General features: G+C 45.0%; 29 protein-coding genes and 1 other RNA gene. 17 read left to right on the top strand and 13 right to left on the bottom strand.

The genetic code is table 11. The annotated features are described in order from the left end of the window. Window positions 1-7: 7 nt before the first annotated feature. The 6 genes from HW988_RS00820 to HW988_RS00845 form a co-directional block, all read right to left on the bottom strand. Window positions 8-2,311 carry a glutamine-synthetase adenylyltransferase gene (locus tag HW988_RS00820; protein ID WP_181605811.1) on the bottom strand — a complete coding sequence of 768 codons (2,304 nt, stop codon included), beginning with the start codon at window positions 2,309-2,311 and terminating at the stop codon, window positions 8-10. After that, window positions 2,304-3,689: a PD40 domain-containing protein gene (locus tag HW988_RS00825; RefSeq protein WP_181605812.1), complete on the bottom strand. Its 1,386-nt coding sequence runs from the start codon at window positions 3,687-3,689 to the stop codon at window positions 2,304-2,306. Before HW988_RS00825 ends, HW988_RS00820 begins: the two co-directional genes overlap by 8 nt. Window positions 3,690-3,698: 9 nt before the next feature. Next, on the bottom strand, window positions 3,699-4,532 hold the full coding sequence (locus HW988_RS00830) for a cell envelope integrity protein TolA (protein ID WP_181605813.1): 834 nt from the start codon (window positions 4,530-4,532) through the stop codon (window positions 3,699-3,701). Then, the gene (locus HW988_RS00835; RefSeq protein ID WP_246845786.1) at window positions 4,529-4,951 is read right to left on the bottom strand and encodes a biopolymer transporter ExbD; all 423 of its coding nucleotides are present in this window, start codon (window positions 4,949-4,951) and stop codon (window positions 4,529-4,531) included. Before HW988_RS00835 ends, HW988_RS00830 begins: the two co-directional genes overlap by 4 nt. A gap of 3 nt (window positions 4,952-4,954) precedes the next feature. Continuing rightward, entirely contained in the window at window positions 4,955-5,692 is a 738-nt protein-coding gene (gene tolQ / locus HW988_RS00840) for a protein TolQ (protein ID WP_181605814.1), read from the bottom strand. Window positions 5,693-5,787: 95 nt separating this feature from the next. Continuing rightward, window positions 5,788-6,702 carry a hypothetical protein gene (locus HW988_RS00845; protein ID WP_255490139.1) on the bottom strand — a complete coding sequence of 305 codons (915 nt, stop codon included), beginning with the start codon at window positions 6,700-6,702 and terminating at the stop codon, window positions 5,788-5,790. A 114-nt stretch (window positions 6,703-6,816) separates the two neighbouring features. Between HW988_RS00845 and HW988_RS00850 the strand changes: the two genes are divergently transcribed. From HW988_RS00850 to HW988_RS00880, 7 genes are all read left to right on the top strand, one after another. Further along, a complete protein-coding gene (locus tag HW988_RS00850) occupies window positions 6,817-7,269 on the top strand; it encodes an Rrf2 family transcriptional regulator (protein ID WP_142698576.1) in 453 nt (150 codons plus the stop codon). Next, complete coding sequence (sufB, locus tag HW988_RS00855) at window positions 7,262-8,722, top strand: Fe-S cluster assembly protein SufB (RefSeq protein WP_181605815.1); 1,461 nt, start codon at window positions 7,262-7,264, stop codon at window positions 8,720-8,722. The genes HW988_RS00850 and sufB overlap by 8 nt, the downstream gene beginning before the upstream one ends. Before the next feature lie 2 nt (window positions 8,723-8,724). Continuing rightward, complete coding sequence (gene sufC / locus HW988_RS00860) at window positions 8,725-9,477, top strand: Fe-S cluster assembly ATPase SufC (protein WP_181605816.1); 753 nt, start codon at window positions 8,725-8,727, stop codon at window positions 9,475-9,477. Between the two features lie 10 nt (window positions 9,478-9,487). Continuing rightward, window positions 9,488-10,744, top strand: a complete 1,257-nt coding sequence (sufD, locus tag HW988_RS00865; RefSeq protein WP_181605817.1) for a Fe-S cluster assembly protein SufD — start codon at window positions 9,488-9,490, stop codon at window positions 10,742-10,744. Window positions 10,745-10,753: 9 nt separating this feature from the next. Further along, a complete protein-coding gene (locus HW988_RS00870; RefSeq protein ID WP_181605818.1) occupies window positions 10,754-11,983 on the top strand; it encodes an aminotransferase class V-fold PLP-dependent enzyme in 1,230 nt (409 codons plus the stop codon). Beyond that, window positions 11,980-12,540, top strand: a complete 561-nt coding sequence (locus tag HW988_RS00875) for a NifU family protein (RefSeq protein WP_181605819.1) — start codon at window positions 11,980-11,982, stop codon at window positions 12,538-12,540. The genes HW988_RS00870 and HW988_RS00875 overlap by 4 nt, the downstream gene beginning before the upstream one ends. A gap of 242 nt (window positions 12,541-12,782) precedes the next feature. Continuing rightward, window positions 12,783-13,355, top strand: a complete 573-nt coding sequence (locus HW988_RS00880; RefSeq protein WP_181605820.1) for a hypothetical protein — start codon at window positions 12,783-12,785, stop codon at window positions 13,353-13,355. Here the strand turns inward: HW988_RS00880 and HW988_RS00885 are convergent, their stop codons facing one another. After that, window positions 13,356-13,976, bottom strand: a complete 621-nt coding sequence (locus tag HW988_RS00885) for a hypothetical protein (RefSeq protein WP_181605821.1) — start codon at window positions 13,974-13,976, stop codon at window positions 13,356-13,358. 96 nt (window positions 13,977-14,072) lie between these two features. Continuing rightward, a non-coding RNA gene (ssrS, locus tag HW988_RS00890) (6S RNA) lies at window positions 14,073-14,246 on the bottom strand. Window positions 14,247-14,326: 80 nt separating this feature from the next. Between ssrS and HW988_RS00895 the strand changes: the two genes are divergently transcribed. The 4 genes from HW988_RS00895 to HW988_RS00910 are packed head-to-tail and all read left to right on the top strand — an operon-like array spanning window position 14,327 to window position 17,085. Further along, the gene (locus HW988_RS00895; RefSeq protein WP_142698583.1) at window positions 14,327-14,545 is read left to right on the top strand and encodes a hypothetical protein; all 219 of its coding nucleotides are present in this window, start codon (window positions 14,327-14,329) and stop codon (window positions 14,543-14,545) included. A 40-nt stretch (window positions 14,546-14,585) separates the two neighbouring features. Continuing rightward, window positions 14,586-15,992, top strand: a complete 1,407-nt coding sequence (gene xseA / locus HW988_RS00900; RefSeq protein WP_181605822.1) for an exodeoxyribonuclease VII large subunit — start codon at window positions 14,586-14,588, stop codon at window positions 15,990-15,992. After that, window positions 15,992-16,213, top strand: coding sequence for an exodeoxyribonuclease VII small subunit (locus HW988_RS00905; protein WP_088616156.1), 222 nt, complete (start codon window positions 15,992-15,994; stop codon window positions 16,211-16,213). Before xseA ends, HW988_RS00905 begins: the two co-directional genes overlap by 1 nt. A gap of 2 nt (window positions 16,214-16,215) precedes the next feature. Next, window positions 16,216-17,085, top strand: a complete 870-nt coding sequence (locus tag HW988_RS00910) for a polyprenyl synthetase family protein (RefSeq protein WP_181605823.1) — start codon at window positions 16,216-16,218, stop codon at window positions 17,083-17,085. A 7-nt stretch (window positions 17,086-17,092) separates the two neighbouring features. Here the strand turns inward: HW988_RS00910 and HW988_RS00915 are convergent, their stop codons facing one another. Together HW988_RS00915 and HW988_RS19225 are read right to left on the bottom strand one after the other, a co-directional pair. Continuing rightward, complete coding sequence (locus HW988_RS00915; RefSeq protein WP_181605824.1) at window positions 17,093-17,380, bottom strand: XRE family transcriptional regulator; 288 nt, start codon at window positions 17,378-17,380, stop codon at window positions 17,093-17,095. Further along, a complete protein-coding gene (locus HW988_RS19225; protein WP_220128781.1) occupies window positions 17,377-17,721 on the bottom strand; it encodes a type II toxin-antitoxin system RelE/ParE family toxin in 345 nt (114 codons plus the stop codon). Before HW988_RS19225 ends, HW988_RS00915 begins: the two co-directional genes overlap by 4 nt. Before the next feature lie 106 nt (window positions 17,722-17,827). On the opposite strand from HW988_RS19225, the gene HW988_RS00925 reads away from it, so the two are divergent. The 3 genes from HW988_RS00925 to HW988_RS00935 are packed head-to-tail and all read left to right on the top strand — an operon-like array spanning window position 17,828 to window position 20,921. Beyond that, window positions 17,828-18,604, top strand: coding sequence for a TlyA family RNA methyltransferase (locus tag HW988_RS00925; RefSeq protein ID WP_181605826.1), 777 nt, complete (start codon window positions 17,828-17,830; stop codon window positions 18,602-18,604). After that, complete coding sequence (locus HW988_RS00930) at window positions 18,573-19,583, top strand: patatin-like phospholipase family protein (protein ID WP_181605827.1); 1,011 nt, start codon at window positions 18,573-18,575, stop codon at window positions 19,581-19,583. The genes HW988_RS00925 and HW988_RS00930 overlap by 32 nt, the downstream gene beginning before the upstream one ends. An 18-nt stretch (window positions 19,584-19,601) precedes the next feature. Then, window positions 19,602-20,921, top strand: coding sequence for an aminopeptidase P family protein (locus HW988_RS00935; protein WP_181605828.1), 1,320 nt, complete (start codon window positions 19,602-19,604; stop codon window positions 20,919-20,921). A 77-nt stretch (window positions 20,922-20,998) separates the two neighbouring features. Here HW988_RS00935 and HW988_RS00940 read toward each other — a convergent pair whose 3' ends face one another. From HW988_RS00940 to HW988_RS00950, 3 genes are all read right to left on the bottom strand, one after another. After that, on the bottom strand, window positions 20,999-21,478 hold the full coding sequence (locus tag HW988_RS00940) for a hypothetical protein (RefSeq protein ID WP_181605829.1): 480 nt from the start codon (window positions 21,476-21,478) through the stop codon (window positions 20,999-21,001). Further along, window positions 21,478-22,197, bottom strand: coding sequence for a 3D domain-containing protein (locus tag HW988_RS00945; protein WP_181605830.1), 720 nt, complete (start codon window positions 22,195-22,197; stop codon window positions 21,478-21,480). The genes HW988_RS00940 and HW988_RS00945 overlap by 1 nt, the downstream gene beginning before the upstream one ends. Window positions 22,198-22,366: 169 nt before the next feature. Then, entirely contained in the window at window positions 22,367-23,110 is a 744-nt protein-coding gene (locus HW988_RS00950) for an HAD family phosphatase (RefSeq protein ID WP_181605831.1), read from the bottom strand. A gap of 51 nt (window positions 23,111-23,161) precedes the next feature. Between HW988_RS00950 and HW988_RS00955 the strand changes: the two genes are divergently transcribed. The 3 genes from HW988_RS00955 to HW988_RS00965 all read left to right on the top strand — a co-directional run bounded on the left by HW988_RS00955 (window position 23,162) and on the right by HW988_RS00965 (window position 26,446). Further along, entirely contained in the window at window positions 23,162-23,614 is a 453-nt protein-coding gene (locus HW988_RS00955; RefSeq protein WP_142698593.1) for a hypothetical protein, read from the top strand. Between the two features lie 9 nt (window positions 23,615-23,623). After that, window positions 23,624-25,258 (top strand): glycerol-3-phosphate dehydrogenase/oxidase, encoded by a 1,635-nt coding sequence (locus HW988_RS00960; RefSeq protein ID WP_181605832.1) that lies wholly within the window; start codon window positions 23,624-23,626, stop codon window positions 25,256-25,258. A gap of 144 nt (window positions 25,259-25,402) precedes the next feature. Further along, window positions 25,403-26,446, top strand: a complete 1,044-nt coding sequence (locus HW988_RS00965; RefSeq protein WP_142698595.1) for a rod shape-determining protein — start codon at window positions 25,403-25,405, stop codon at window positions 26,444-26,446. Window positions 26,447-26,475: the final 29 nt, after the last annotated feature.

Here is a 26,475-nt window from a genome sequence, read left to right on the forward strand (position 1 = left end):
TTAACTTTTAGTGAGGGCCACGACGAGGGTCAAGCGCCTTCAAGGAGACGAGATTTTCCGAAATCCGCTGCGAAATATCTTCGAGAAGCTTCGAAGGCGAAGTATTAAACGCCACAGCAAGATCATGAAAGGACTCGTGATTTAAAGACACTTCCGCCGTCGACTCTGACGCTATCAGCTGGAGCATCTGTTCGATTTGACGCATATAGATGTAGTTCTTCACAAGACTCGGGTATTGTGACGACTCCACGGACAAGAATCCTTCCGTCGAAGAATTTGGCGGAGCAAGCTTTTGATTCAGTAAAACAGTTTGAATCGCAAGCTCGATGTCGACCATTCCGCCTTCGCTGTACTTCAGATTCAAGGTCGGAGACTTGTTAATAAGTTCCTGACGGATGCGATTCAGTTCAGACAGTTGCGGAGCCGATAAGCCCCGATCGATATAACAATTCACCAAAGATGGTCCCGTAAAGTTTACCCAACGAGATTTCAAATAGGCCTGACGTTCCCAAACTTCAGATTCGTTACTCAGGTAACTTTGTAAATCTGAGAGCGGGATAACAATCGGACCTGCTTTACCAGAAGGTCGCAATCTCATATCGATGGAATAGATATTCCCGCCGCGATGAGATTCAGTCATGCGCGAAATAAATCGTTTCGCCAATTTGAAATCATTATCAGATGGTTCGCCAGTAATCACGAACAGGAAATCCAAATCAGATTTGAATCCCAATTCTTTGCCACCCCATTTGCCCAGCGCAAGGATCTCGACTGAACACGGATAGTCTTTCTTTAAAGCCGTCAGCAAAGCTGAAGCAATTGAATCCGCAGTGAAAGTCAAATTCTGCAAAAGTGTATCCAGGTCACGGTCTTCCAAGTACTGACTGCCATTGATCAGTTCCGATAAAAGTTTTTTCTCGGCCAGTTCTTCCAACAAGCGATCCAAATCTTCTGACAATTCATTTTGAGCCCGAAACACAAATGAATCCAAAAGTTCGGGGCGACTGCAAAGAATGCGCGACAAATAAGGAGAGTGCGCAAACAACCACGCCAATTTTTTCAAAAGTTCATTCTCGCGCAGAAGAAGAGTAAAGAAGCTTGCCTTGGCGCGAGTGCTGCGGATGAAATCTTTTAGAAACGACAAAGCTCGGCGGCTATCGCCACCTTGAGCCTGTAGGATATTTACGAACTCCTGCAGGAAAGATTTACGAGCCGTTTCATCACGGCCTTTATTACGTGAAAGTACTTCCTGCTCGATAATCTCATTCCAAAGTTCTTTGATATCGCCTTCCGGCAATCCCAAGGTGCTCAGTTCATTTTCCAAAGAAACTGCCTTAGGAGATTCCCCCAACAATGTTTTTACGATCTGATCACAATGCTGCATTTCCGAAGATAAAGTTTTAAGTGCAGTTGTCACAAACTCTGGGTGAGTGTCATTTAAACGTAATAAGTGAGTTTGCTCGTCATTCAAGGCTTGAACGTAATTCTCAAGTCCACGCAGATTGCGATAATGTGCTACTAAGAAATCAGATTCGTCCTGAGGCAAGATGGCTTTCGCGGAAAGAAGTTTCAAAGCTTGGATCGTTCCCCGCGTTTGTAACGAAGGATCTTTGCCACCGTGAACTACTAAAAGAGCGTGGCAGAAAAGTTCCAAATCCCGGATACCACCAACCCCCATTTTTAGATCAATGACGTCCGCATTTGCGGGAGTGTGATAGGCATTTTGAATTTTTCCGCGCAGATGCTTTAAATCTTCAAACAGCGTGAAATCCAAATGTCTGCGGAAAGAAAACTTTTTAGCAAAAGCTTCCACTTGTTGAATAATTCCAGGATGACCAGTGATGGCGCGCAAACGAACAAAGGCCAGCCTCTCCCACGTTTCTCCATAGTTTCCATAGTAATCGCGGAAATGCTCGACCGTGGGAATCAACGGTCCATGACGACCACCGGGGCGTAAATCAAAATCCACACGAAAAACAAAACCTTCGGCAGTTCTTTCGCTTAGTAACTTCTGAAACTGGCGTAAGCCGCGCAAATGTTTGTCATTGTCAGAATCAGACACAAATAAGACGTCGACATCAGAGCTTAAATTCAGCTCCTCAGAGCCCAATTTGCCTAAAGCAAAAAGAGCGATATCGTTTTCCGGAAAGCACTGCTTAAAAGCTTCTGTTAAAAGCTCATCGGCAGCAGTACTCCAGTCATGACATAATTGAATTGAATCTTGGGAACTATTTTTGGCAGAGTCAGCGCAGCGGGACCAGATCCCGTTGCGCTTGATTCTTAGAGAAGATTCTAACGAAGAATTACTCAAGGTTTACGGACCACTTCGGTTTGAAGTAGTTGTAATTGTCATTTGTTACGCGGCGTTCTTCAGTTCCATCAACTGTGGAAAGATAGATTTGATTCTTTCCTGTACGGTTGCTGGAGTACATAACAAAGCGGCCGTCTGGAGAGAATGAAGGGTCTTCATTCGATGACATTTTGCCGTTTGATTTTTTAGCCGAAGTCAGACGAATCATGTCGGAACCATCTGCATTCATCACGAAGATATCAAAGTTGTTATCGCTTTGACCTGCAAACGCGATTTTCTTGCAATCAGGAGACCAAGATGGCGAAGAGTTAAAAACGCCTGCGAAAGTCAGACGTTTTACGTTTCCACCGTTTGCATCCATTGTGTAAATCATCGGTTTACCAGCGCGGTCTGAAGAAAAAGCAACTTTATTTGCATCACCCGGGCAGACAACCGGTTCAACGTTCATCGCACCAGCAGGACCGTTGGTGATTTTACCGTTCAAAGTTCCATCGTAAGACATTTTATAAATGTCAGGGCTGTTTCCTTGAGAAATCGTCAAAAAGATTGTTTTACCATCCGGAGAGAAAGAAGCACCCGAGTTGATACCTTGACGATATGAAATCAAGGAACGTTTTCCTGATTTCAAATCCAACAGCAACATGTCGGCATTTCTAAATTTCGAACCAACGCGCTTAACATAGGATGTATAAGCTACTTTTGAACCATCAGGAGACCATGCCGGGGAGATCGCCACACTGGAGTGTTTGGAAATCTGCATGGAATTCGCGCTATCCCAGTCCATAATGTAAACTTCACGAGCCTGGCCACCAGCTTTGTCTGAAGTCAGAACCACGCGGGACAAGAACATGCCATCTGTACCAGTCAAAGCCTTCATCACGTCATTCGCGAACGTATGACCGATACGACGAGCACTCGATACAGGGCCTTTATATTTTTTGCCTGCGATCAAAGTCGCTTTGCTGACAGAGTAAAGATAAGTTTCCAAAGTCACTTCATTGCCCGCAATTGAAAAGCCCGCGCGGATCAGGAAGTCAGCACCAATTGCTGACCAGCTTTGAAACTTGAAACCACCCGGATTGCCCGGAGCTGGCGTCAGACCTGTTTTGCTGGGGTCTTCAAGGAAGGCTTTTGAATCAATAAACTGGAAATATGAAGAAACTGAAAGGTCATTATTCACGACATTAAAGATTTCAGCCCCTGTTGCCTGATAGTGAGAAGCAGTTGTTGGAGTGCCGAAGTACTGCAACGCGGGGAAAGCGAGCATACTTTTCTTGGTGCGGGCCTCGCCCAGCTTGATATAAATGCCATTGTCCTGAGCCATGCTGACTTGAGACAACGAAATAACTGCGAGTAATACACATAGAAGTCGGATCATAGTTTCTCCTTACTCTGGGAAGCCGATTAAAATCCCATCCACACTAACAAGTGATACAAATTTTTCGGGTGGTGCTGGGAATGGTGCTGATTTATCAAGTGCTTCTAGCACCTTCTCATCATAATCAGGATTTCCACTCGATTTCACAATTTTACGATCTAAAATATTTCCGCGTGAATCAATATAAACGCGCGCTTGCGCCTTCAAATCACGTTTTGCCAACCAGTCCGGCAATGTCCAGTGCTGTTTGATATGACGATCTAAATCCGCGCCGTAAGTGTCATGCTGCAATTTAGATAATCCCGTCAATGCAGTTCCCGGAGAAATTTGATTTCCTTTGATTGGAGCAGCTCCCACCGTGGATTTCCCAGTGCCAGCTGGAGGAGTCGGCTTTTTAGCGTCTTCCTCTTTTAACTTTTCGATGGCGGCCATGGCTTTAAGTTTTTCCAAAGCGTCTTGCTGTTTGGATTTAACTTTTTCTAAGTTTACGCCGTCATCTTTTTTTGCCGTTTTAGTGGGAAGTTTAACTTCAGGCTTGGTTTCAACTTTAGGTTCTGGCTTTTTTTCCGCAGGCTTTTCCACAACGGGGGAAGGTTCGGGTTTTTTCTCTGCCGGCTTGGCATTTTCTTTCGCTTCTGGTTTTGGCGGCAGATTATTGGGATCTAATTTATCGGGAAGACCCACAATATCTACGCGAACAGCTTGAGTAAAATCAATAGACTCAGGCGTAAAGAACGCTGCCTTCACAATGAAAAATAGAACTAAACCGACGTGGAATCCAATAGAGATCACCAGGCCGCGATTTAGAGAGTCAATCTGAGGTTTATCGTTTAATGCGCTCACTTGTCTTTTGGTACTGTCACTAAGCCGATGTTAAAGATCCCTGCAGCGCGAATTTCTGCCATAGCTTCCGCGACGAAGCCATAGTCCACCTTACGGTCTGCCTGGATGAATATTTGTTTGTTCTTTTTGTTTTCAAAAATGGCTTTAAGCTTTGTTTTAAGATCTGCCATTTGAATACGTGTTTTCGCGATGGTCATTTTTTGATCGTGACCAATCACCAAGACAAAAGGTTCTTCATTCATCTCCACGCCAGAAGCCGAAGTTTTTGGCAGGTCGACGTCGATCCCTTGTTGCATCAGGGGAGTCGTCACCATGAACATGATCAGAAGAACCAGCATGACGTCCACTAAAGGCGTCACGTTGATTTCACTTAATGTCGCGCGACTTTTTTTGCCGCCGCCACCACTGCCCATTCCCATGATTTAGTTTCCTTGAAAGAAGTTACGTTTAACGATGTTCAGGAAGTCTGCACCGAAGTTATTCAATGTAATTTCTTGTTTGCGAATGCGGGAAATAAAGTTGTTGTACAAAACCACGGCTGGAATCGCGGCTGCAAGACCAATCGCTGTAGAGATCAAGGCTTCCGAAATACCAGGAGCCACGACCGCCAAACTTGCAGAACCTGTCTGACCGATTTTATGGAAGGATTGCATGATCCCCCAAACCGTACCAAACAAACCGATGAAAGGACCAGTACTGCCGGTAGTTGCCAGAACTGTCAGGCGAGATTCAATTTTTGCGATCTCGTTTTCAGTGGCTTTATTAATGATACGTTCCAAGTTGTCGATGCCAGACAAAATAGGCTTATCATTTTCAGTGCGTGCCAAAAGGGGAGATTCAGAAATTTTTTTCATCTCCAAATAAGCTGCTTTAAAAACGCGTGCTACGGATGAGTCTTTGTATTGATCAATATCTTCATACAAAGAATCCAATGAATTTACTTTCCAGAATTTATTTAGAAACAAATCATCTGCCGTACGCATGTTTTTGAAGGCTTGGTATTTGGTATAACCAATGGCCCAGCAAAAGATCGACATGACGATGAGGATAACCAAAGTCAGTTGAACGACTGGACTCGCTTGTGCGATTGCATCCCAAGAGTTTGTATTAACGGAAACAGAAGGTGCGGCTTCGGCTGCCTGGACTAAAAGTGGAAACATAGATGAACCTCCATGTTCCACACTATAAGCAAAAGGTCCTGAGATCAACCCACGATGTCCCTATGGCGCAGGACCATCGTCGTGATATAAGCAAACTACTTTGCTGAAGTCGTCGCTAACCAAGAAGTGATCTGGTTGATGTCATTCGCGACGTATCCATCAGCTTTAATTTCAACGGCCTTTTTGAATTCTTCCTCGTTTTCCACAACCAGGAAGATTTTTTTCTTACGACGGCGCATTTCAGCAAGGACGTTATCATTAAATGCCGGGCGATTCTGAATTTTGAAAGGAGCAATAAAAACATCTCCTTTAAATTGTGTCGAAGGCAAAACCCACAAAGAATCAAAACTCATCAGGCGCATCAAATCCGGTTTGCTTGTTCCGTAAAGCCAAGTCGGCTGCAGGCTTTTGATGGCGTTTGTAATCACGTTCGCATCACTTTGAATTAGCGTGCGATCGTTGGAATTATAATCCTGGACTGCATTTGCGACCAATGAGTCGACGTCGGTTACGTTATCCACGACATTCAAAATGAAACGAGTTTTAGGGAATTTTTCGTACAATTCTTTTAGTGCGGGAGTGCTTTTATAGAACTCATTGATCTGTTCCCACGAAAAGTTGCTAAGCTTGCTGCCCAACATGATCTGAGCTTTAGGGTTGGCTTCTTGTTCCGCCATCTTTGCATTCAGGAATTCTACGTCACGGCTTGGGGGAAGAATGAATGGCACGCGATTATTGGAAATTCTCACATCCGCCCAGATGATAACGTCAGGACGAGCATCAATGGCTTCTGCCATTTTGGCCAAAGTATGAGCTTTTACGGCCACATACGGAGTTTGACCTTCCAAATAAGGAGTTTTGTATTCCTGAAAGGTTTGGCCCATGCCCCAAATACGGGTCATGATGATAACGAAACCTACCAGAGCCAAGGATGCTAATGTCGCTAAAAGTACTCGCATATGCGGGTGGGTATAACATCCTAAAGTCTCGAAATCAGCACATTTTTTCAAAACTCCCAGAAAGATTCCTGTCAAAATCTTAAATACGCTAAAATTAGGCGTATTTCACCTTGTTTTTCAATTAGCTTTCTATTAGATAACAGGGACGTAATCGTCAGGTGCACTATGAACAAGATCAATCGGAAATTAGAATACGCATTGATGGCTCTTAAATATATGAGCCAAAAAATCCCCGGAGAGCTGACTTCTGCAAAAGAAGTTTCGGATGCTTTCCATACTCCTTTTGATGCGACGGCTCGTGTGATGCAACAAATGGCACAAAAAGGCGGCTTTCTTCGCGCTGAATACGGTGCGAGCGGTGGATATCAGATCACCAAAGACCTGGCGAAAGTTTCTATTCATGACTTGGTTGAGGTGATTGAAGGTCCGACGGCATTGGTAAAATGCCTGCATAAGGAAGTTCCTTGTGAAATTCAAGGGACTTGCAACATCGTTTCTCCGGTTACGACATTAAATAATAAGCTCACTGACTTTTATAAATCCGTCAGTTTGAAAGATCTCTTGGTTGAAAGAACGGCAATGCCTAAAAAATCTTCTGAGGCGGTGATTCATGGATAACAACAAGAATAATCCGTCCCAAAATATGCATGATACGTATGAATACAAATACGGTTTCACGACTGATATTGAAATGGATCAAGCCCCGTTGGGTTTGACTGAAGAAATCATCAGATTGATTTCCGGTAAAAAGAACGAACCAGAGTGGATGCTTGAGTATCGTTTGAAAGCATATCGCCACTGGTTGACTCTGACCGAGCCAACTTGGGCGCATGTTTCTTATCCGCCAATTGATTTCCAGTCGATTCGTTATTATTCAGCTCCAAAGAAAAAATCCGACGCTGATAAGCCTAAGTCTATGGATGATCTTGATCCTGAATTGGTGAAGACTTTCGAAAAACTGGGCATTCCTTTGTCTGAACAAAAACGTATCTCTGGTATCGCCGTTGACGTGGTTTTTGACTCCGTTTCTGTTGGTACAACTCACAATGAAGTTTTGGAAAAAGCGGGAGTTATTTTCTGCTCTATTTCTGAAGCGGTTGCGAAACATCCAGAGCTTGTTAAAAAATATTTGGGCTCTGTGGTTCCATACACAGACAATTTCTATGCGGCACTGAACGCAGCTGTCTTTACCGATGGTTCTTTCTGTTACATCCCGAAAGGGGTGCGTTGCCCGATCGATCTTTCTACATATTTCCGTATCAACGCTAAAGACACAGGTCAGTTCGAAAGAACATTGTTGGTATGTGATGACGGTGGATACGTGAACTACCTTGAGGGCTGTACAGCTCCCCAGCGTGATGAAAACCAACTTCACGCGGCCGTGGTTGAGCTTGTGGCTTTGGACAATGCGGAGATCAAATACTCCACAGTTCAAAACTGGTATACAGGTGATAAAGAAGGCAAGGGCGGCATTTATAACTTCGTTACGAAACGTGGTAAAGCTGCCGGCAAAAACTCTAAAATCTCTTGGACACAAGTTGAATCTGGCTCTGCAATCACTTGGAAATATCCATCTTGTATCTTGCAAGGCGATGGTTCCGAAGGTGCTTTCTATTCAGTGGCGCTGACTCATGATCTGATGCAGGCAGACACTGGTACTAAGATGATTCACATTGGTAAGAACACCAAATCGACAATCATCTCTAAAGGTATTTCTACGGATAAGTCCTCAAATGCTTACCGTGGTCAGGTGAAAATCATGCCTTCTGCAGAAAACGCACGTAACTATTCTCAGTGTGATTCCATGCTGGTGGGTGATAAGTGCTCTGCAAGTACGTTCCCTTATATTGAAGTAAAAAACAAAACAGCAACGATTGAGCACGAAGCGACCACTTCACGCATCAGTGAAGATCAGATCTTCTATTTGCAATCTCGTGGCTTGGACATGGAAAAAACAATTTCAATGCTGGTAAATGGTTTCTGTAAGGAAGTTTTCAAAGAGCTTCCTTTGGAGTTCGCTGTGGAAGCCGTGAAGTTGATTGAAATGAAATTGGAAAATTCAGTAGGTTAATTATGTTGGAAATTAAGAATTTACACGCACGTGTTGAAGAAAAAGAAATTCTAAAAGGCTTGAACCTGACAGTTAAAGCAGGCGAAGTTCATGCGATTATGGGACCGAATGGTTCTGGCAAATCCACTTTGTCTAAAGTCCTTGCGGGTCACCCGGCATACGAAGTGACTTCGGGCGAAGTTAAATACGAAATCAATTTCATGATGCAAAATCTTTTGGAGCTGGCTCCAGATGAAAGAGCTAAAGAAGGCATCTTTCTGGCATTCCAATACCCGATTGAAGTTCCAGGCGTTTCTAACTTCACATTCTTGCACACGGCTTTTAACTCTGTCTTGCAACATCAAGGTTCTGAACCAATGCCAGAGGGCGAGTTCCGTGAATTCCTGGTGCAAAAGTTGAAACTCGTGTCGATGAAACCTGAGTACTTGGATCGTCCAGTGAACACAGGTTTTTCTGGTGGTGAGAAAAAGAAAAACGAAATCTTGCAGATGGCTGTTTTGTCTCCGCGTTTGGCGCTTTTAGATGAAACAGATTCTGGTCTGGATATCGACGCTCTTCGCGTGGTTTCAGACGGTGTGAACAAGCTTCGTCGTAAAGACAACGCGATCATCCTGGTCACTCACTATCAGCGTTTGCTAGATTATATTAAACCTGACTACGTACACGTACTTCTTGGTGGAAAAATTGTTGAAACAGGTGACTCTTCTTTGGCTTTGAAGCTTGAAGAAAAAGGTTACGACTGGTTGATCAACTAAGGACAGGGCTATGAATTTACTTTCGACTTACGAAAAATTCAGTCAAGCACACCCGGCGAAAGGCGCATTGGCAGCTTTCCGTCAGGCGGGCTATGACTATGCCCTGAAAAAGGGTCTTCCGACCCGCAAGGATGAAGAATGGCACTATACAAGTGTTAAAGTTCTTGCGGATAACAGCTTCCTACCAAGTGCTTTGAATGCGGTGGCTCCAAGCCACGACACGATGGTGGAGATTAAAAAGGCCATCAATCCTGGATTTACGAACTTGGTCTTTTTTAATGGCGCCTTCAATAAGACTTTGTCTTCTGATTTGCCTGCGGGTCTTACCATGCGCGAGCTTGGTGAGTATCCTGAACAATTTGATGATACGTTCGATGCTTTAAATGGTGCTTATGCGGAAACTCCGTATATGGTTCACTTGGCAAAAGAAACGTCTGTGGAAAAACCTGTGAATTTCGTGTTCTTTACATCGAATGAGGCGGGTTCTGCTGTGATGGTAAATCCACGCATTCGTTTCGAAGTCGGCGCACGGGCTTCTTTGAAAGTTCTTGAAAGTCATTATGGAATGACGGGAGCATCTTACTTTGCGAATTCAGTATTTGATTTGCAGGTGGGCGACAGCGCGAAAGTTATTTATGTTCGCGTACAAGCAGATAGCTTGAATGCCGTAAATATTGGTCGCACAAGAATCAATCTTGGTAAACATGCAAACCTTGAAAGCCTGGCTTTTTCAACGGGTGCTCAGCTTTCTCGTCATAACTTAGATTTAGTTTTGAAAGAAAAAGGCTCAACGTCTGAAGTCCTTGGCATCTATGCGGTTCAAGGAACTCAGCACGTGGATAACACGACTTTGATTGATCACGCGGTTGGGGAGTGTGTGACTCACCAATTGTATAAAGGGATTCTGGATGGATCTGGTCGCTCTGCTTTCTGCGGTAAGATCTTAATTCAAAAAGACGCTCAAAAAGCGGATTCATCACAATTGAATAACAATCTTCTTTTAAGCAACAAAGCCGAAGCAGACAGCAAGCCTTCAATTGAAGTGCATGCCGATGACGTGAAAGCGGGCCACGGTTCCACTGTGGGTCAGTTGAATAAAGAAGAGCTGTTCTATTTGCTATCGCGTGCGATTTCGAAAGATAAAGCGATTGCGATGCTAAGTTACGGTTACTTGTCGGAAGTTCTTTATAAAATCTCTGACGACAGTATTCAAAAATGGTTAACAAAACATTTGGATGAAGCGTTTGCGCGCTTGCATCTGAACTAAGAAGGTAAAATGAGTAATTTGAACGAGCTTTTTGCAGAAATTCGTAAAGAGTTTCCTGCCTTGACCCAAAAGGTCCATGGCAAAAAGCTTTCTTACTTAGATAGTGGTGCCACGACGCTGAAACCAAAATCAGTGATCGATCGTATTGCGCACTTCTATCTGTACGAAGCTTCAAATGTTCACCGTGGTGCACACTATTTGGCAGACATTGCGACTCAAGGCTTTGAGGGTGCTCGTCATAAAATCGCGAGTTTCTTGGGGGCCGAACAAGTTGAAGAGATTATTTTTGTTCGTGGTACGACCGAAGGTGTGAATTTCGTGGCAAATACTTGGGGTTTAACGAACCTTAAGGCGGGCGATGAAATTTTGATCACCGAGATGGAACATCACGGGAATATCGTTCCTTGGCAAATGATCGCTGAAAAGGTTGGCGCGAAAGTTATCGCTGCTGGCATTTTGGATAACGGCGAATTGAACATGGAAGATTTCAAACAGAAGCTTTCCAGCAAAACGAAAATGGTGGCGTTTACTGCAAGTTCCAATGTTTTAGGAACGAACACGAACGTTGCGGAAATCACCAAGCTTGCACACGCGGCGGGTGCCAAGGTTTTAGTGGATGGCGCGCAGATCGTTTCGCAATTGAAAGTGAACGTAAAAGCTTGGGATGTGGATTTCTTTGTGTTTTCCGCGCACAAACTTTTCGGTCCATTTGGTTTCGGGGCGGTTTACGGTAAGAAAGCTATTTTGGAAACTCTGCCTCCGTATCAAGGTGGCGGTTCCATGATTTCAAAAGTGACGATCGAAAAGACGACTTACAATGACGTTCCGACGCGCTTTGAGGCGGGAACTCCTCACATCGAGGGTGCCATTGGAACAGCGGCTGCGATTGAATTTGTCGAGAAAATTGGTTTCGATAATATCCACTCCTACGAGATGGATTTGTTGAAGTACGCGACGGGGAAAATGCTAGAAATTCCGGATTTAAAAATCTACGGAACGGCAGCAGACAAGGGACCTCTAATTTCTTTTAATCTGAAAGGCGCTCACCACTCTGACGTTGGTCAGATTCTGGATCAAGAGGGTGTTGCAGTTCGAGCCGGTCACCATTGCACTCAGCCGTTAATGGCAAGATTGGGTGTGCCAGGGACAGTTCGAGCTTCTTTTTCAGTGTATAATAATCGTGAAGATGTTGATGCTTTAGTTAAAGCCGTGGTGAAGGCCCGGGAGTTATTGTTATGAGTACGCAAGATGTATTGATCAGAATTCAAGCCACCCCAAATCCAAACGCATGGAAATTCGTTTTGGATCGCCCTGTGTTGGCAGAAGGTAAAGCGACTTACACGGACATGAAGGAAGCGGAACAAAGCCCTCTGGCATCAAGTTTGTTCCAAGTGGAAGGTGTTCGTCAGGCCCACTTTTTTCAAAATGTGATCACGATCACTCACAGCTTTGATGCGGATCCAGAAGAGATCCAAAAGAATGTATGTGCCGTGATTCAAACTCGAATGCCTATTCACAACCCCAACGTGACCCAAGCAGATGAAAAGAAAATGCGTCGTGCAGGATTGCCGCCGGAAGTTCAACGTATCGAAGAGATCTTAGACGAGACAGTTCGCCCAGGTTTACAAGGCGACGGTGGAGACTTAGACGTTGTAAAATACGAAGACAATAAATTGTACGTGTTTTACCAAGGTGCCTGTGGAACATGCCCAAGCGCCACTTCTGGAACATTGATGGCGATTGAAGGGATTCTTCGTGATCAATTCAATCCAACAATCGAAGTCATCCCCCTTTAGGTGCCAGGTCTTATTTACGGACTCAGCGCTTCTAGACTGAAAAACCCACTTTAACAAAGTGGGTTTTTTATTGCCTCAACTTGATATGTGTTTCCTCACTCGTGGAATTTCGAGAATGTCATGGAAACTGATTGAGCTAACACCCTTTGTCTACTCTCTCAACACTGCAAATCCGCAGGCTCCCCCTAAATCTGTTTTTGGTCGGCACAGGAGTTGAATAGACAGTGAGTGGGGGTTCGCAAATGTCTCGTTATCATAATCAAATTATCGTAGGCGTTGTGTTTTCTATGTTCATCGGTTTGATCGCCATTGCTGAATTAAGCAATCGCAAGCCGGCTCCAAAACCTATCTCTGTTATAGATGATTCCAAAGGTGGATTCAGTCTGGCGCAGGTTTTGGTGGAGCAAGAACTTACGAATCGTTCCTTGCCAAATGCAAAAAGACTTCAAAATAAAGAGCTAGTTCTTGCTCAAGTTTCAAGACTTTCTCAATCTGATATCAAGCTTCTGCAAAGAAAAGCTGCGAACCAATCAGTTTCTGCGGAAGAAAGAAAAGTTTGCGTTTATCTATTAGAACAAGCGGGACACCCGGTTGATCAAGCTGTTGCGAAAAAAGTAGCTCAGGCGCCAGTGGCGGCTCCAAAAACTTTCAAGGCAGCACCAGTAGTGGCAGCACACAAAGTCGTAAGCAAGCCTGCGCCTAAGGCAAATGCGAAAGTCGCACGCCAGGTGGTAGATAAATCCAGAAAGCTTGTGAAGAAAGACGGCAGACGTTTGCCAGCTTCTTCTCGTACAGTGGCTCTTGCGAACCGCTAGTTAGTATAAGTCGAATCCTGCCATACCTTTTTCTTGTGTCTGTTGGTCTGCGATGGACACAAGAATTCGCTTCACCTTCTCAAAGCCCTCCGTGCTGACATTGATTAAATAAGCATCCAGGTAAGCTTGGGGAGAGGTGTGCTCTTTCACCTTATTAATACCGATAACCGGGGCTTTTTTCCCATTCAGCTCAACAGTGATATCTGAAATTTTCAATTCTGGAGCGATCAAAACGGGCTGATCTTTTTCGGGACTGCCCAAGGCTTTAAATTTCTGCAAAGACATGGGTCTAAAAAAGATCATCATCCCAGGATAGGTCGGAGCCATTTCCCAGGCCTTCATACCATAAAGTTCCAAACCATCAATTTGCACATTTAAATGCGTACCGTGTTGTGGGTTGAAATTCCAATGCCAGTATTCCAGGAATTTATCTTTATAGGACTTGCAGATGAAAATGGATGGATAGATCTTTTTGGGAATTGAGATTTCGAACTTACCATCTACATCAGTTTGAGTCGCATGCCGAGTCTCAAAGTTCTCGTCGTAAAAGCGGACATCGCCACCAGCCAGAGGTTGGCCGTTAAAATCGCACAATTGCCCAGTAACAGTGATATTTTCCATCGCTAGCTTATATAGTTGGGTCGGACTGATTTGTATAGGGAGCAGTGTGAATAATGCGTTTCAGAAGTGTCTCAAAATGAGATTGGGAGAAATAAAAAAAGAGTCCGTCGGCAACTCTGAACTAAACCTGTTTTAGCTAAGGTGGGTGACCATGATAGCGACTTTAGGCTTCTCAGTACGAGCTGAGCTTGCACACCATTGCCAGGGACAGTCCCCAAAAATATGCTTGTAAGGTTTAATTTCGATGAGCTTTACGCCTTCGAACCCTCTGAAAACTATTCTAGCAGGAAGTATAGTTTCGTCAATCAAACCGGACTCTAACTTTTCGGTAAGGCTCCGATATATTGCTTATGACGCCTCAAAAACTTGATTTTATTTTTCCGTTCGTGGTTTTTTTCTATGGACTCCTCATGGTGTTTGTGCTGGAAAATCGTACACTGGTAAGAATCGGTGAAGAGCGCATGGGTGAGGCGTTTCAGAACCTTATGAAGCACAAGAAATTGGGCTGGGTGTGTTTCTTCGTCGGCGGTCTTTGGGCCGCGCAAAATGTCTGGTACTCGTCACTCTGAGTATTGACTCCTCCCGGGGCTGGCTATAGCTTCTTGCCCCATGTCCGACTCTCCAAATCAACCACTTCGCAAGACTGATGCTTACGCGCAACTCTCGTTGGATGCGGCTTCTGCGCCGGTGAAATCTAATGAGCCTGTGGTGCTTTCTGTTGAGCAATTGAATGTGCAAATCAAGCAATTGATCGAAGGTCAACTGGGTATGGTTTGGGTGCGCGGGGAGCTTTCCAATTTCAAAGCTCACACTTCCGGGCATTTCTATTTCAGCGTTAAGGATTCAAAATCGCAAATCACTGCGGTCATGTTTCGCGGCAACAACTCGCGCCTAAGATTTAAACCTTCTGATGGTATGGAAGTCATGGTGCGTGGCCGGGTTACAGTGTACGAGCCTCGCGGCAACTATCAGTTGATGGTTGATATGATGGAGCCAGTGGGCGCGGGGGCTTTACAAAAAGCGTTCGAGCAACTTAAGCACAAACTTCGTGCTGAAGGCCTGTTCGATGCTGCGAAGAAAAGACCTATTCCTACATTCCCAAGACATATCGCGATTGTGACCTCTCCAACCGGGGCGGCGATTCGTGATATTTTGAATGTTCTTTCCCGTCGTGCAAAATCCATTCAGGTGACCATCGTTCCAACGATCGTTCAAGGTGAGGCCGCAGCTCCGCAATTGCGTGAGGCTTTTAAAAAAGCGGTCGCACTTCCTGACGTGGATGCTGTGATCGTGGGGCGCGGTGGTGGTTCCATCGAAGACATGTGGTGCTTTAATGATGAAGGCTTGGCTCGCTTGATTGCTGCCAGTGCCGTTCCGGTCATCTCTGCTGTGGGCCATGAAATCGATTTTACCATTGCCGACTTCGTTGCAGACTTGCGTGCGCCAACTCCCTCGGCTGCTGCGGAACTTGTCGCTAAAAGTTCTTCGGAGCTTGTGAACAAAGTCACTTCGTTAGAACGCATGTTGAAATTGTCTTTCGATAGAAAGATGAAATTCTTGCGCGAAAAATCCCTGGGATTGTCGAAGCGCCTGGTGGATCCGAAACGTCGCCTGGAAGATTTGGAGCTTCGTAATGACGACCTGCTGACTCGCTTGGAGCTCGCAGTCAATCGCCTGATCAGTCAAAAGAGCCACCGTGTGGAGTTGATGACTCAAAAACTGGGCACTCCACAAAATCACATTGATCGTCGCAAAAAGGAATTAACGTTCCTGCAGGCGCGTTCTGAAAAAGCATTGATGTTCGCATTAGAGCGCAAAAAATCCCGCATGGATCGTATGATGGCGATGCTTGATAGCATGAGCCCTTTGCGTGTCGTTGATCGCGGGTACTCAATCGTAACCAAAGATTCAAAAGTTATTAAATCAGCAAGCCAGGTTAAAGTGGGCGATAGCATCGACATTCGCCTGGCTCAGGGTTCACTCACTGCCACTGTAAGTGGTGTGAAGGAGGAATAATGGATTTCGAAAAGAAATTGGGACGTCTGGAAGAGATCGTCCAAAAAATGGAAAAAGGTGATTTGGCTTTGGAAGATTCCTTAAAGCTTTTCGAAGAGGGCGTAAAGCTTTCTCGTGAATGTCACCAACGTCTGTCTGAAGCCGAAACAAAAGTAAAACTTTTGATGTCTGTGGGCGCTGACGGCAAGCCTGTAACTACCGATTTCACGCCGGAGGAATAGTTTTGGATTTGGCGATTCAGCTTGATCAGGAAATGTCCTTGAAGGTGCAAACTGTGAATCAGTTTGTGGAAAAGTATTTGTCTGAAATGGAACTTCCCCAGGGACCTGCTATTGCTGAACTTCGTAAGTCCATGCTGTACTCTGCAACCAATGGCGGAAAGCGTTTTCGCCCAGTTCTGTCTGTGTTGATCGCAGAGATGTTGGGTTCGTCTGCAGAAAAGGTTTTGCCTTTCGCAACCGCCGTTGAGTTGATTCATACCTATTCTTTGATTCATGATGATCTTCCGTGCATGGATAACGATGACATGCGCCGTGGAAAGCCAACAAATCACAAGGTCTTCGGTGAGGACTTTGCCTTGTTGGCAGGGGATGCTCTGTTAACAGAAGCGTTTCTGATTATCGCGAAACATTATTCTGATAATGGTTTCCTGGTGGGTCGCTTGGTGCAGCTTCTTTCCGAGGCAGCAGGTATTCGCGGTATGGTCGGTGGTCAAGCCATTGATCTGCGTGCAGGTGAAAAACAACTTTCTCAAGACGAGCTGACTCATTTGCATTTGCTTAAAACGGGCGCGTTGATTCGCGTTGCTGTTGAAGGTGCTGCAATTATCGCGGGCGCAAAAGTTCAGGATGTGGAAGCACTTAAAAAATTCGGTGAAGGTTTGGGCCTTGCGTTCCAAGTAGCTGACGATGTTTTGGATCACGGCGAAAAAGATCAAGGCGTGCGCAGTTTCACTGGCATTATCGGTCTGGAAAATACAAAAACATACCTAAACCAAATCAGTAAAAATACGATGGCAGAGCTTCATAAAGTTTCCGCCGATGCGGTGATGTTGGAATACCTAGTAAACTTCAACATCGCGAGAAAACACTAAAAGCAGCTTAAGCTGCTTTTGTTTTAATGGCGACGCTGTATTTTAGTGCCGATAGAATTTCGATCAATTTGTCGATGGTCATGTGGCCTACTTGGCCAGAAAATATTTTAGAAACACGGTCCTGAGAAAGGCCGGGCACAAGAGCCGCGAGTTTTCTCTGACTTATTTTATTTTCAGCGCAGTGTTTTCGAACGGTATCAACCAATTCCTTTTTAATTTTAAATACCTGGTAATCAATGCCCCAGCTAGCCGCTAGTTCTTCGATTGACAGGGGCTTTAATTTTGCGCCTTTCATAAATTTATCCTCGCGATTCTGGAAATTATAAGTTCTTTATCTTTTTGAAGTAGCTTCTGTGATTTTTTGTGAAACGCGTATACAAAAACTAAGTACTTCCCCTGAAAAACTGTAGAGATGGCTCGCCAGTTCCCGTGATTGTCTTTCACCTTAAATTCAACAATTCGAGTATTCTTATTAAGTCGAATTATCTTTAAATCGGTTGGGGGAAGTCTTCGACCACTTAAAAACTCAACTATTAAAGAAAACAGATCCTCTTTCGTGCTGTTCGGGAAAGCCAAAAGTTCCTTTTTAAAAGAGTCCATCTGAACAATTTGGAGTGATTGTAAATTTACTATCATTATGATGCCTTGTCAATAGGTTGTAAATTTGTGAAGCAATTTGAGGGCTTAAGTCTTTTGACTCTGTGGTGGCTTTAAATTAGTTTTGATCCGAGGGACGTAAGTTATGACCGACAAGAAGCGCTTGGATATTTATGTGTTTGAAAAGGGTTTGGCCCAATCACGCACTCATGCTCAAGAATTGATTGAGGCGGGGCAGGTATTCCTTGATAACAACGGCCAGAAAAAAATCCTTAAAAAATCGAATTTGCCTGTCACTCTGGAAATGGAAAATCATATTTTCGTGGAACAAGGACCCGCCAACCGCTTTGTTTCTCGTGGGGGATTAAAGCTTGAGGGGGCCTTAAAGCAAGTGGGCCTTAATATTCAGGGCTTCGATGTTCTGGATGTGGGGATTTCCACGGGTGGCTTTACGGATTGTGCTTTGCAATCGGGTGCTCACTTTGTTTTAGGCGTCGATGTCGGTCATGGACAGGTCAGTGCCAGTCTTTTGAATAACCCCAAGCTTAAGGTTATTGAGGGCATCAATGCTCGTGCCTTGTCCAAAGAGCCCTCTGTGGTTGAGGCTACTCCAAAAGATGGGTTTGATCTCATTGTCATGGACGTATCTTTCATTTCAATTGAAATGATTATCCCGGAATTGGCTCGTTTCCTAAAACATTCGGGCCAGTTGTTAAGTCTTGTAAAGCCACAGTTTGAGGTCGGCGTTGACGGGCTCTCAAAGGGTGGTATTGTCAAAGACTCTTCGTTGTATTTGAAAGTCGAAGAAAAGATCAAGGCGGTCTGCCAAAACAGCGGCTTTGATGTAAAGGACTATTTTGCTTCTTCCATTGAGGGAAAGGACGGCAATCATGAGTTTTTTGTTTTCGCGAAAAAGCACTAGCCTGCTTTTAACATTGGTTTTCCTGGCGGGTTGTCAATCATTCAAGACCCGTGAAGATATTCGCAATGCAACTAAACCAGCACCGACTCCGGGTTCTAAAACTACATCCACTACTCCGACGTCGCCTCGTCAAACTGAAGAAGCAGCGACGCCTTATCAGCCTGACATCCAAGTAGAGGAACCAACAACTCCACCACCGGCACCTGTGATTCCGGCGATGCCTAAGATCGCTTTCATCTTGGGAGGCGGGGGAGCTAAGACTTATGCACATATTGGATTCTTGCACGAACTGACTCGCGCGAAAGTTCCTGTGTATGCAATCGGTGGGATCGAATTTGCGTCTCCGATGGCGGCACTGTATGCGAATCGCGAACAGGCCAACGACGTTGAATGGCAAATGTTCAAAATGAAAGATGACGAGATCATCAAAAAATCATTGTTGGGCAATGTGAATAAAAACGGCGACATCACTGTGATGCGCGAATTTTACAACACAGCTTTTAAAAATCAAAAAGCCGAAGACTATCGCATTCCGTTTGCGTGCCCTTCTTACAATTTGAAGAAGAATCAGTCCTTGATGATGAACCGTGGGGGCATGGAACAGTTGATGTCCATGTGTATGGCATATCCTCCTTTCTTTAAGCCTTTTCAGGGTAACATCGCGGCGGTTCGCGAGGTTTCTGGTTTGGCTAGATATCTGCGCCAAAAGGGTGCGAACTTTGTGGTCTTCGTAAACGTTCTTCAGGGCCCGGGCGGCAGCAAACCGTTCACTTTGGATGCCTCGGCAACGGACAACGTATTATGGAGTGAGATCGCAGGACTGTATAATAAGCCTTTTGCGGGAGTTGATACTGTTATTACCCTTGAGACGGGTGACTATGGTATTATGGACTTCGATAAGCGCCGTGAGATCATGAACAAAGGTGCTGACTCCGCAAACCGCCAATTGAAAACTTTGACACGTAAATGGGGACTTTAAAAAGTTCAGGAGACCGGAATGAGAAAACCAACTTTTGATATGAACATTTTTGCAGAAAGAAGAAAGAAACTGGGTCAACAGATCCCAGGTTCCGCATTGGTGGTTGCTTCTCACCCCGAGTTGATCCGCAATCACGATGTGCATTTCCCGTATCGTCAAGATTCTAATATGTTTTACCTTACTGGTTGGGAAGAACCAGATTCCATTTTGATCGTGCGTCCTGGTCAAACTCCAGAATCTGTGATGTTCGTGCGTCGTCGTGACCGCGAAAGAGAAACTTGGGACGGATTCCGTTACGGCCCAGAGGGTTGCGAACAAGAATTCAAAATCGACAAATGCTATCCAATTGATGAATTTGAAAAAATGGCTCCGCAATTGTTGTCTGCTGTTGATTCAATTTATTATCGCCAGTTCAAAAACAAAGAAGTCGATGAAAAGATGGAACATGTGTTGAACACGGTAAAACAAATGCGTGGTCGTACGGGCTATGGTTTGCTAAGCGTGCATGATGCTGACACTTTGATTGGTGAAATGCGTTTGGTGAAGTCTGAGTACGAATTGACTCAGCTTCGCGAAGCTTGCGAAATTTCTGCTCAAGCTCACTTGGCAGCGATGCGCTTTACTCGCCCGGGTGTGACTGAGCGCCAGGTACAAGGCGTGTTAGCTCATAACTTCTACATGAGAGATTCTGCGCGTGAAGGTTACGGCTTTATCGTGGCTTCTGGTAATGCAGCGACAACTCTTCACTACAACTTCAATGACCAAGTATGCAAAGACGGTGATTTGCTATTGATTGATGCTGGTGCGGAGTACAACTACTACACCGGTGACATCACAAGAACTTTCCCAGTAAACGGCAAATTCACTGACGAGCAGGGCCGCGTGTACGAAGCTGTGTTGAAAGTTCAAAAAGCGATCGTTGATTTCGTAAAGCCGGGAATCGTGTTTAAAGACTTGCATGACATGGGTACTTCGATGCTGACAGATGCAATGCTTGAGCTGGGTTTATTATCAGGTCGTAAAGACGATTTGATCCAATCCCTGGCGCAAAAGAAATACTATCCGCACGGTATTGGTCACTGGTTGGGTCTTGATGTGCATGATGCGGGTTTGTACTTCAAAAAAGGTGAGCCACGCCCGATCGAAGCCAACATGTGCTTCACGATCGAGCCAGGATTGTACATCCCAGCCGACGACACCTCGGCACCTCAAAAATATCGTGGTATCGGTATCCGTATCGAAGACAACATCCGCGTAACTTCAAACGGCGTCGAAAACATGACCACATCCGTACCAAAAGAAATCTCCGACATCGAAAAAGTAGTCGGTAAACCCTAAAAGGTACGCCGTACCTTTTGGGGGTGCGGTGTGTTGATTGAGTATGAAAAAGCCCTGGTTCATCGCCAGGGCTTTTTTTATTTGGATTTCTTCTTTTTGGCGGATTCCTTGGATTTTTCTTCTTTCGCGTATTCATTGGCTTTGCGATTTTCTTCCTTTTGATTGGAGAGAATATCTAAAGCTTGCAAGCGGATGTTGGCGATTTCCTCGCAGGTTTTTATGCGTTCTTTGTCTTGGCAGGAGACGTATACTTTCTTACGAATATGATTCCAGCCTTGATACCATTCCGACGCTTCTAAAAGTTGTTTTTTAGAAACAGGATTCAGTCCTGGTATTCCAGAGAGATATGGCAATAGCTTTTCTAAATAGAATTCCTTTTGCACGGACTGCAAATCGTGAAACTCATCGTATGACGACATCCAGAACGGAGGCTCTGACATATTGATTTCATCGCTGGGTGGGGCCGGAACCACGGAGGAAGCCATGTCGACTTCCTCAGCCAGACTTGAAATTGAAATGAATACGAGAGCTAATACGATCAATGAATTGCGAAACATTATCTGGCTCCTGACGCCGTTTTTTGAACGGAAGCCACTTGTCTTTGATTGCCAGAGCTTCTAAGAGCATCTTCAATGGCCACCAAAGACTGTTCGTAATTTCCAGAGCCGCGTCTGACAACACTGAATGTTTTTCTGCTGTCGCAATCGTTTTTGTCAGACATTTGCGTATCGTCGGAGCCGTATGCACCGAAGGCATTATTGCGATTAGTGAAACCATAAGAGCCCGTGAAAAAGTCAAAACGGTTGCGGCCGCGAATTGCTCCACCCGTATCTTGAACAATCAAATAGCCAGGATGAACCATTGTTCTTCCATTCGGTAAGTGAATGGTTTTTCCCTTCAATGAAGGCATCTGGATAATATCCCCCATACTATAATAGCGTGGATCTGCGGCAACAGAGATGAATGGAACCAAGCAGTTGCCACTCGCCCCAAAAGCGGTGTCACAGCTGCCTAAATTGATTTTCTTCCCCGTATAGGTCAGAAGTTTTCCGTTCGGCATAGTACCCGAGCCCTGCAGGCGAACCTGCTTGCGAAAGCGTGCGCAGGGTTTACTGCCCTTGCAGTAGTCACTCATCTTAGGAACGAAGTAAGTCGTCGTTGTCGCGACATTATTTGGACAAAGACTGGAGAAGCCAACTTCCGAAATCGCGATGACACCGAAGAAGAACATTACTTTTTTGAAGGCATTTCCGTGAGTAGCCGATGTGTTTGTCATACGGGAACACATAGCAAAAAGAGGGCCCCTCTTATAAAGAAATTAGGGGTCCTATGATGTAGATAGACTAATCACTGTATGTAACCTTCAACACAATCTCAAAATGAAACTAAGGTGCCAGGTCCTATTTCTTGTCCTGCCATGACAAGAAATAGGACCTGGCACCTTTTTAGATAAAGCGATGGTGAAGCCAGCCTTTGTCGGCGGCGTTTTGTGCAAGCTCTGCTTCCGTTTTAAAGATCTTATCGTCACGGGAGGCGGCACTGACTGCCAGGCGCAGGTGAGTGGCGCTTTCAAGCAGGTTGAAATCCCCCATGGTGTTTCCGCTTGCTAGGAAGGGAAGCTTGCCACCCGTTTTTGCGAGCAACGCATCAACTTTACCTTGGCGGTAAGTGATTACACCTTTTTGTTGATCAGTGATGATGTCATTTTGAACGTCTGTTTCAACACCAATGATACTGTCGTGATCAAGGCCGACCAGATCCGCGCCAGCCTCGACCGCCCATTTTACTGAAGCAGTGATGACGTAGACCTGCACGCCTTTTGACAAAAGGAGTTGGATCAATTTCTTTTGTTCTGAAAAAACCGGAATAGGAGCTGCGTCTTTAACTCCAGCCTTAGCCCACTCACGAACCTGTGTTAAAGATTTTCCCTGACAGATCTGCGCCAGCCACAAATAGGCTTTGCGTGGATCTGCGGCTTTCATGGTTTCATAGTGCTCCCATGGGGACGGAGGAAGCTGCACCAGCTTGTTGTCGATTTGATAGTGGAAAAAGGTTTCCCCTAAATCGATATCCCACAAAGTGCCATCGGCGTCGAAAGCAGCGATCGGTTGATCTTGCTCTTTCAATACCTGGTCGAGCGTGTTGTTAATCGCAGTCCAAATGTCAGAGGAATAATCTTTGTATTTCATCGGGTCTTAGTATGAAATAGATACGTTCAAATGACAAGGGAGCTACAGGCCATGAGTCTTTTCTGTCGCGTTATTCAGGCTGACGATTTACAAAACATTCTTGATCTCGAAAATCGCAAAATGACGGAACAATATCCGGATGAGATGGAAAGAATGATGGCTGTTTGGAATTCCAAGCATCGCATTGAAGCCTTGAATCATTATATTCCGTTAGGTTGGAGCTTCTTGGCCGAGGACCCGGAAACAAAAGCTCTGCTGGGCTATTTTATCGCTCAGCCGCTGTTGTTTTTTGATGGCCAAACACAAACTTTATGGGTCGAGCATGTGCAGTTTGAAACTTTGCAGGCCCGCGACGAACTTTGTGAACTGGCGTATAAGCTAGGCCGTGAAAAACATCTGCAAAGAGTTTACTTCCCGTCAGATAATGGTGTTCCAAACTCTGTAAAAGGATTTAAGCCTGCTCCGTGGGAGCCAGGCACACTAGCGGTGAAAACAACCAAATAGGATAAGGGTATGAAGAATTTTTCCTTCGTGAATCGTATTCAGAATTTGTCCAAAATGAAATCTCAGGAATTTGATTTAATCATCATCGGTGGTGGGATCAATGGAGCCGGCGTTGCGCGTGATGCCTGTGCCCGCGGGATGTCGGTCGCTTTGGTTGAAACTCGGGATTTTGCTTCAGGAACATCTTCTCGTTCCAGCAAAATGGTTCACGGTGGAATTCGTTATCTGGAAAACATGGATTTCAAATTGGTTTATGAGGCGTTGAACGAGCGCAATAAGCTTTTTGAAATGGCTCCGCACCTGGTTCATCCCCTTCGTTTCATGCTGCCGCTTTATAAAGAAAGTCGCGTGGGCATGTTCAAGATGGGTCTTGGCATGTGGCTTTACGATATTTTGGCTTTATTCCAATCACCAGAAATGCATGAACGTCTTGATAGTAAAGAATCCATGGAGCGCATGACAGCTCTACGAGAAAAGGATTTGTTGGGATCTTACGTTTATTCAGATGGCTATATGGATGATGATCGCCTGGTATATGAAACGTTGCGCTCAGCAAATGAAATGGGCATGGTTGCTGCCAATTATGTCAGTGCTACGGGTGCTGAATTTGGTGCTGATGGAAAAATCTCCTCTGTTCACTGCGAAGATCAATTAAGCAAAGAAAAGTTTACGATTCGTGGTCGTCATGTGATTAGCTCCGTAGGTCCGTGGACAGATCAATTGGGCGACAAGCTTTTCAAAGACTGGAAGAAAATTCTTCGCCCTACAAAAGGTATTCATTTGACGTTGCCACAACATCGCCTGCCACTCACCAGTGCGGTGGTGATGGGTGCTGAAAAAGGTAATCGTATTGTCTTCGGAATTCCACGTCATGACATGATCATCATCGGTACGACAGATACGGATTTTAAAGAATCACCAGAGAATGTCGGCGTAACTCCTGAAGACGTTAAGTATCTTTTGGATATTACTTCCCACTATTTCCCAGGGGCGAATTTGACTCCGCACGATGTGATTTCCAGTTATGCGGGTGTTCGTCCGTTGGTGAATGACGGCTCTTCATCAGAGGGAAAAACCAGTCGTGAGCATACGATTATCGATGATCCTCGGGGTGTGACATTTGTGGCGGGCGGCAAGTACACGACTTACCGCTTGATGTGCCAACAAACGGTTTCCCACGCACTTAAAAGTTTTCCTGTGGAAGATCGCGCGCGATTCGCCAAGAAAGATACGGCGGTGGCATTTAATAAGTACACGACTGAGAGCGCATTCCACGATGCGCAAGTTCTGGCAGGCGCGTGGGCTCAGGAGTACGGGCGTCCTGTTGCAGATGTTGCCGCATTGGCACAAAGATATGGTAGGGAAGCCGAAGTTATTCTCTCCAAATATGATCATCGCTATTCTTACTGGCAACTCGAAGCAGCGCAGGCCATCGACAACACGATGTGCTTAAATCTCAGCGACTTCTTCTCTCGACGCGTGCATTTGTTCCTTGCAGATCGCAATCACGGATTGAAGCATCTCGACGAAATTGCGCAGGTTTTCCAAGAGAAATTGAGTTGGTCTGAGAAGCGCATGCACGACGAGAAACACGCTCTGTCAGAGTATATGGGTCATGAATTGGAGTGGAAAAAACACTTCTAACCGAGTCTTCACTCTGGTCTTGCTGGAGTAGCGCGTCAAAAGAACTCGATGAAGGGCCTAAATATCAGTATTGACTCTGGTTTTCAATCTCCCTAGACTTGTAGTCGAAATGACACAATGAAATTTTCTTGAGAGAGATTCTGCATGAGTTTTTTTGATAAAGTACAAGACTATTTTTCTAATGATATCGCAATCGACTTGGGCACAGCGAACACTCTTGTGTACGTTAAAGGCCGCGGAATCATTCTTGATGAACCTTCTGTCGTAGCAGTTCAAAAGAACTATCGCGGAATGCAAAACCGCGTTCTTGCTGTGGGTAAAGAAGCAAAGGACATGTTGGGAAGAACTCCTGGTTCTATCGTAGCAATTCGTCCGATCAAAGACGGTGTTATCGCTGACTTTGAAGTAACACAATCCATGCTTAAATATTTCATCGGTAAATCTTTGGGCGAGAAAAAATCTTTCATCCGTCCTCGTATCATCATCTGCGTTCCTTACGGAATCACTCAGGTGGAAAAGCGCGCGGTTAAAGAAGCAGCTCAATCAGCTGGTGCTCGCGAAGTTTATTTGATCGAAGAACCAATGGCAGCAGCAATCGGTGCAGGTCTTCCAATCACTGAACCATCGGGCAACATGGTTGTCGACATGGGTGGTGGTACTACTGGTGTCGCGGTTATTTCTTTGGGCGGTATTGTTTACTGTAAATCTATCAAAGTTGCGGGCGATAAATTTGATGAAGCAATCATCAATTACGTACGCCGTCAGTTCAATTTGTTGATCGGTGAAAGAACTGCTGAATTAATTAAAATCCAAATCGGTAACGCTTATCCATTCGAAGACGAAAAAACGATGGAAATCAAAGGTCGTGACCTCGTAGCTGGTGCTCCGAAAACTATCGAGATCACAAGCTCTCAAGTGAACGATGCCTTGATGGATCCTTTGTCTGAAGTGGTTGATGCTGTTCGTACGGCACTTGAAAAAACTCCGCCAGAGCTTGCTTCTGATATCGTAGATAACGGAATCGTTCTCACAGGTGGTGGTGCCTTGCTTGCGAACCTGGACGTTTTGCTAAGAGAACGTACGGGATTGCCAGTTTCTATCGCTGAAGACCCATTGAGCTGCGTAGTTATGGGTTCAGGCAAAGTTCTAGACCAACTGGATCTTCTCAGACAGCTGACAGTCGACTAACATAAGGGTCACTCTACTTATATATTAGG

The sequence above is a fragment of the Bdellovibrio sp. KM01 genome (assembly GCF_013752535.1).
Lineage (GTDB): Bacteria > Bdellovibrionota > Bdellovibrionia > Bdellovibrionales > Bdellovibrionaceae > Bdellovibrio.

Bases quoted from the DNA above. Each gene is read 5' to 3' on its own strand.
- HW988_RS00825 (WP_181605812.1), bottom strand. From the start codon at position 3,689: ATGATCCGACTTCTATGTGTATTACTCGCAGTTATTTCGTTGTCTCAA.
- HW988_RS00835 (WP_246845786.1), bottom strand. From the start codon at position 4,951: ATGGGAATGGGCAGTGGTGGCGGCGGCAAAAAAAGTCGCGCGACATTA.
- tolQ (WP_181605814.1), bottom strand. From the start codon at position 5,692: ATGTTTCCACTTTTAGTCCAGGCAGCCGAAGCCGCACCTTCTGTTTCC.
- HW988_RS00850 (WP_142698576.1), top strand. From the start codon at position 6,817: ATGAACAAGATCAATCGGAAATTAGAATACGCATTGATGGCTCTTAAA.
- sufB (WP_181605815.1), top strand. From the start codon at position 7,262: ATGGATAACAACAAGAATAATCCGTCCCAAAATATGCATGATACGTAT.
- sufC (WP_181605816.1), top strand. From the start codon at position 8,725: ATGTTGGAAATTAAGAATTTACACGCACGTGTTGAAGAAAAAGAAATT.
- sufD (WP_181605817.1), top strand. From the start codon at position 9,488: ATGAATTTACTTTCGACTTACGAAAAATTCAGTCAAGCACACCCGGCG.
- HW988_RS00870 (WP_181605818.1), top strand. From the start codon at position 10,754: ATGAGTAATTTGAACGAGCTTTTTGCAGAAATTCGTAAAGAGTTTCCT.
- HW988_RS00875 (WP_181605819.1), top strand. From the start codon at position 11,980: ATGAGTACGCAAGATGTATTGATCAGAATTCAAGCCACCCCAAATCCA.
- HW988_RS00880 (WP_181605820.1), top strand. From the start codon at position 12,783: ATGTCTCGTTATCATAATCAAATTATCGTAGGCGTTGTGTTTTCTATG.
- HW988_RS00885 (WP_181605821.1), bottom strand. From the start codon at position 13,976: ATGGAAAATATCACTGTTACTGGGCAATTGTGCGATTTTAACGGCCAA.
- HW988_RS00895 (WP_142698583.1), top strand. From the start codon at position 14,327: ATGACGCCTCAAAAACTTGATTTTATTTTTCCGTTCGTGGTTTTTTTC.
- xseA (WP_181605822.1), top strand. From the start codon at position 14,586: ATGTCCGACTCTCCAAATCAACCACTTCGCAAGACTGATGCTTACGCG.
- HW988_RS00905 (WP_088616156.1), top strand. From the start codon at position 15,992: ATGGATTTCGAAAAGAAATTGGGACGTCTGGAAGAGATCGTCCAAAAA.
- HW988_RS00915 (WP_181605824.1), bottom strand. From the start codon at position 17,380: ATGAAAGGCGCAAAATTAAAGCCCCTGTCAATCGAAGAACTAGCGGCT.
- HW988_RS19225 (WP_220128781.1), bottom strand. From the start codon at position 17,721: ATGATAGTAAATTTACAATCACTCCAAATTGTTCAGATGGACTCTTTT.
- HW988_RS00925 (WP_181605826.1), top strand. From the start codon at position 17,828: ATGACCGACAAGAAGCGCTTGGATATTTATGTGTTTGAAAAGGGTTTG.
- HW988_RS00930 (WP_181605827.1), top strand. From the start codon at position 18,573: ATGAGTTTTTTGTTTTCGCGAAAAAGCACTAGCCTGCTTTTAACATTG.
- HW988_RS00935 (WP_181605828.1), top strand. From the start codon at position 19,602: ATGAGAAAACCAACTTTTGATATGAACATTTTTGCAGAAAGAAGAAAG.
- HW988_RS00940 (WP_181605829.1), bottom strand. From the start codon at position 21,478: ATGTTTCGCAATTCATTGATCGTATTAGCTCTCGTATTCATTTCAATT.
- HW988_RS00945 (WP_181605830.1), bottom strand. From the start codon at position 22,197: ATGACAAACACATCGGCTACTCACGGAAATGCCTTCAAAAAAGTAATG.
- HW988_RS00950 (WP_181605831.1), bottom strand. From the start codon at position 23,110: ATGAAATACAAAGATTATTCCTCTGACATTTGGACTGCGATTAACAAC.
- HW988_RS00955 (WP_142698593.1), top strand. From the start codon at position 23,162: ATGAGTCTTTTCTGTCGCGTTATTCAGGCTGACGATTTACAAAACATT.
- HW988_RS00960 (WP_181605832.1), top strand. From the start codon at position 23,624: ATGAAGAATTTTTCCTTCGTGAATCGTATTCAGAATTTGTCCAAAATG.
- HW988_RS00965 (WP_142698595.1), top strand. From the start codon at position 25,403: ATGAGTTTTTTTGATAAAGTACAAGACTATTTTTCTAATGATATCGCA.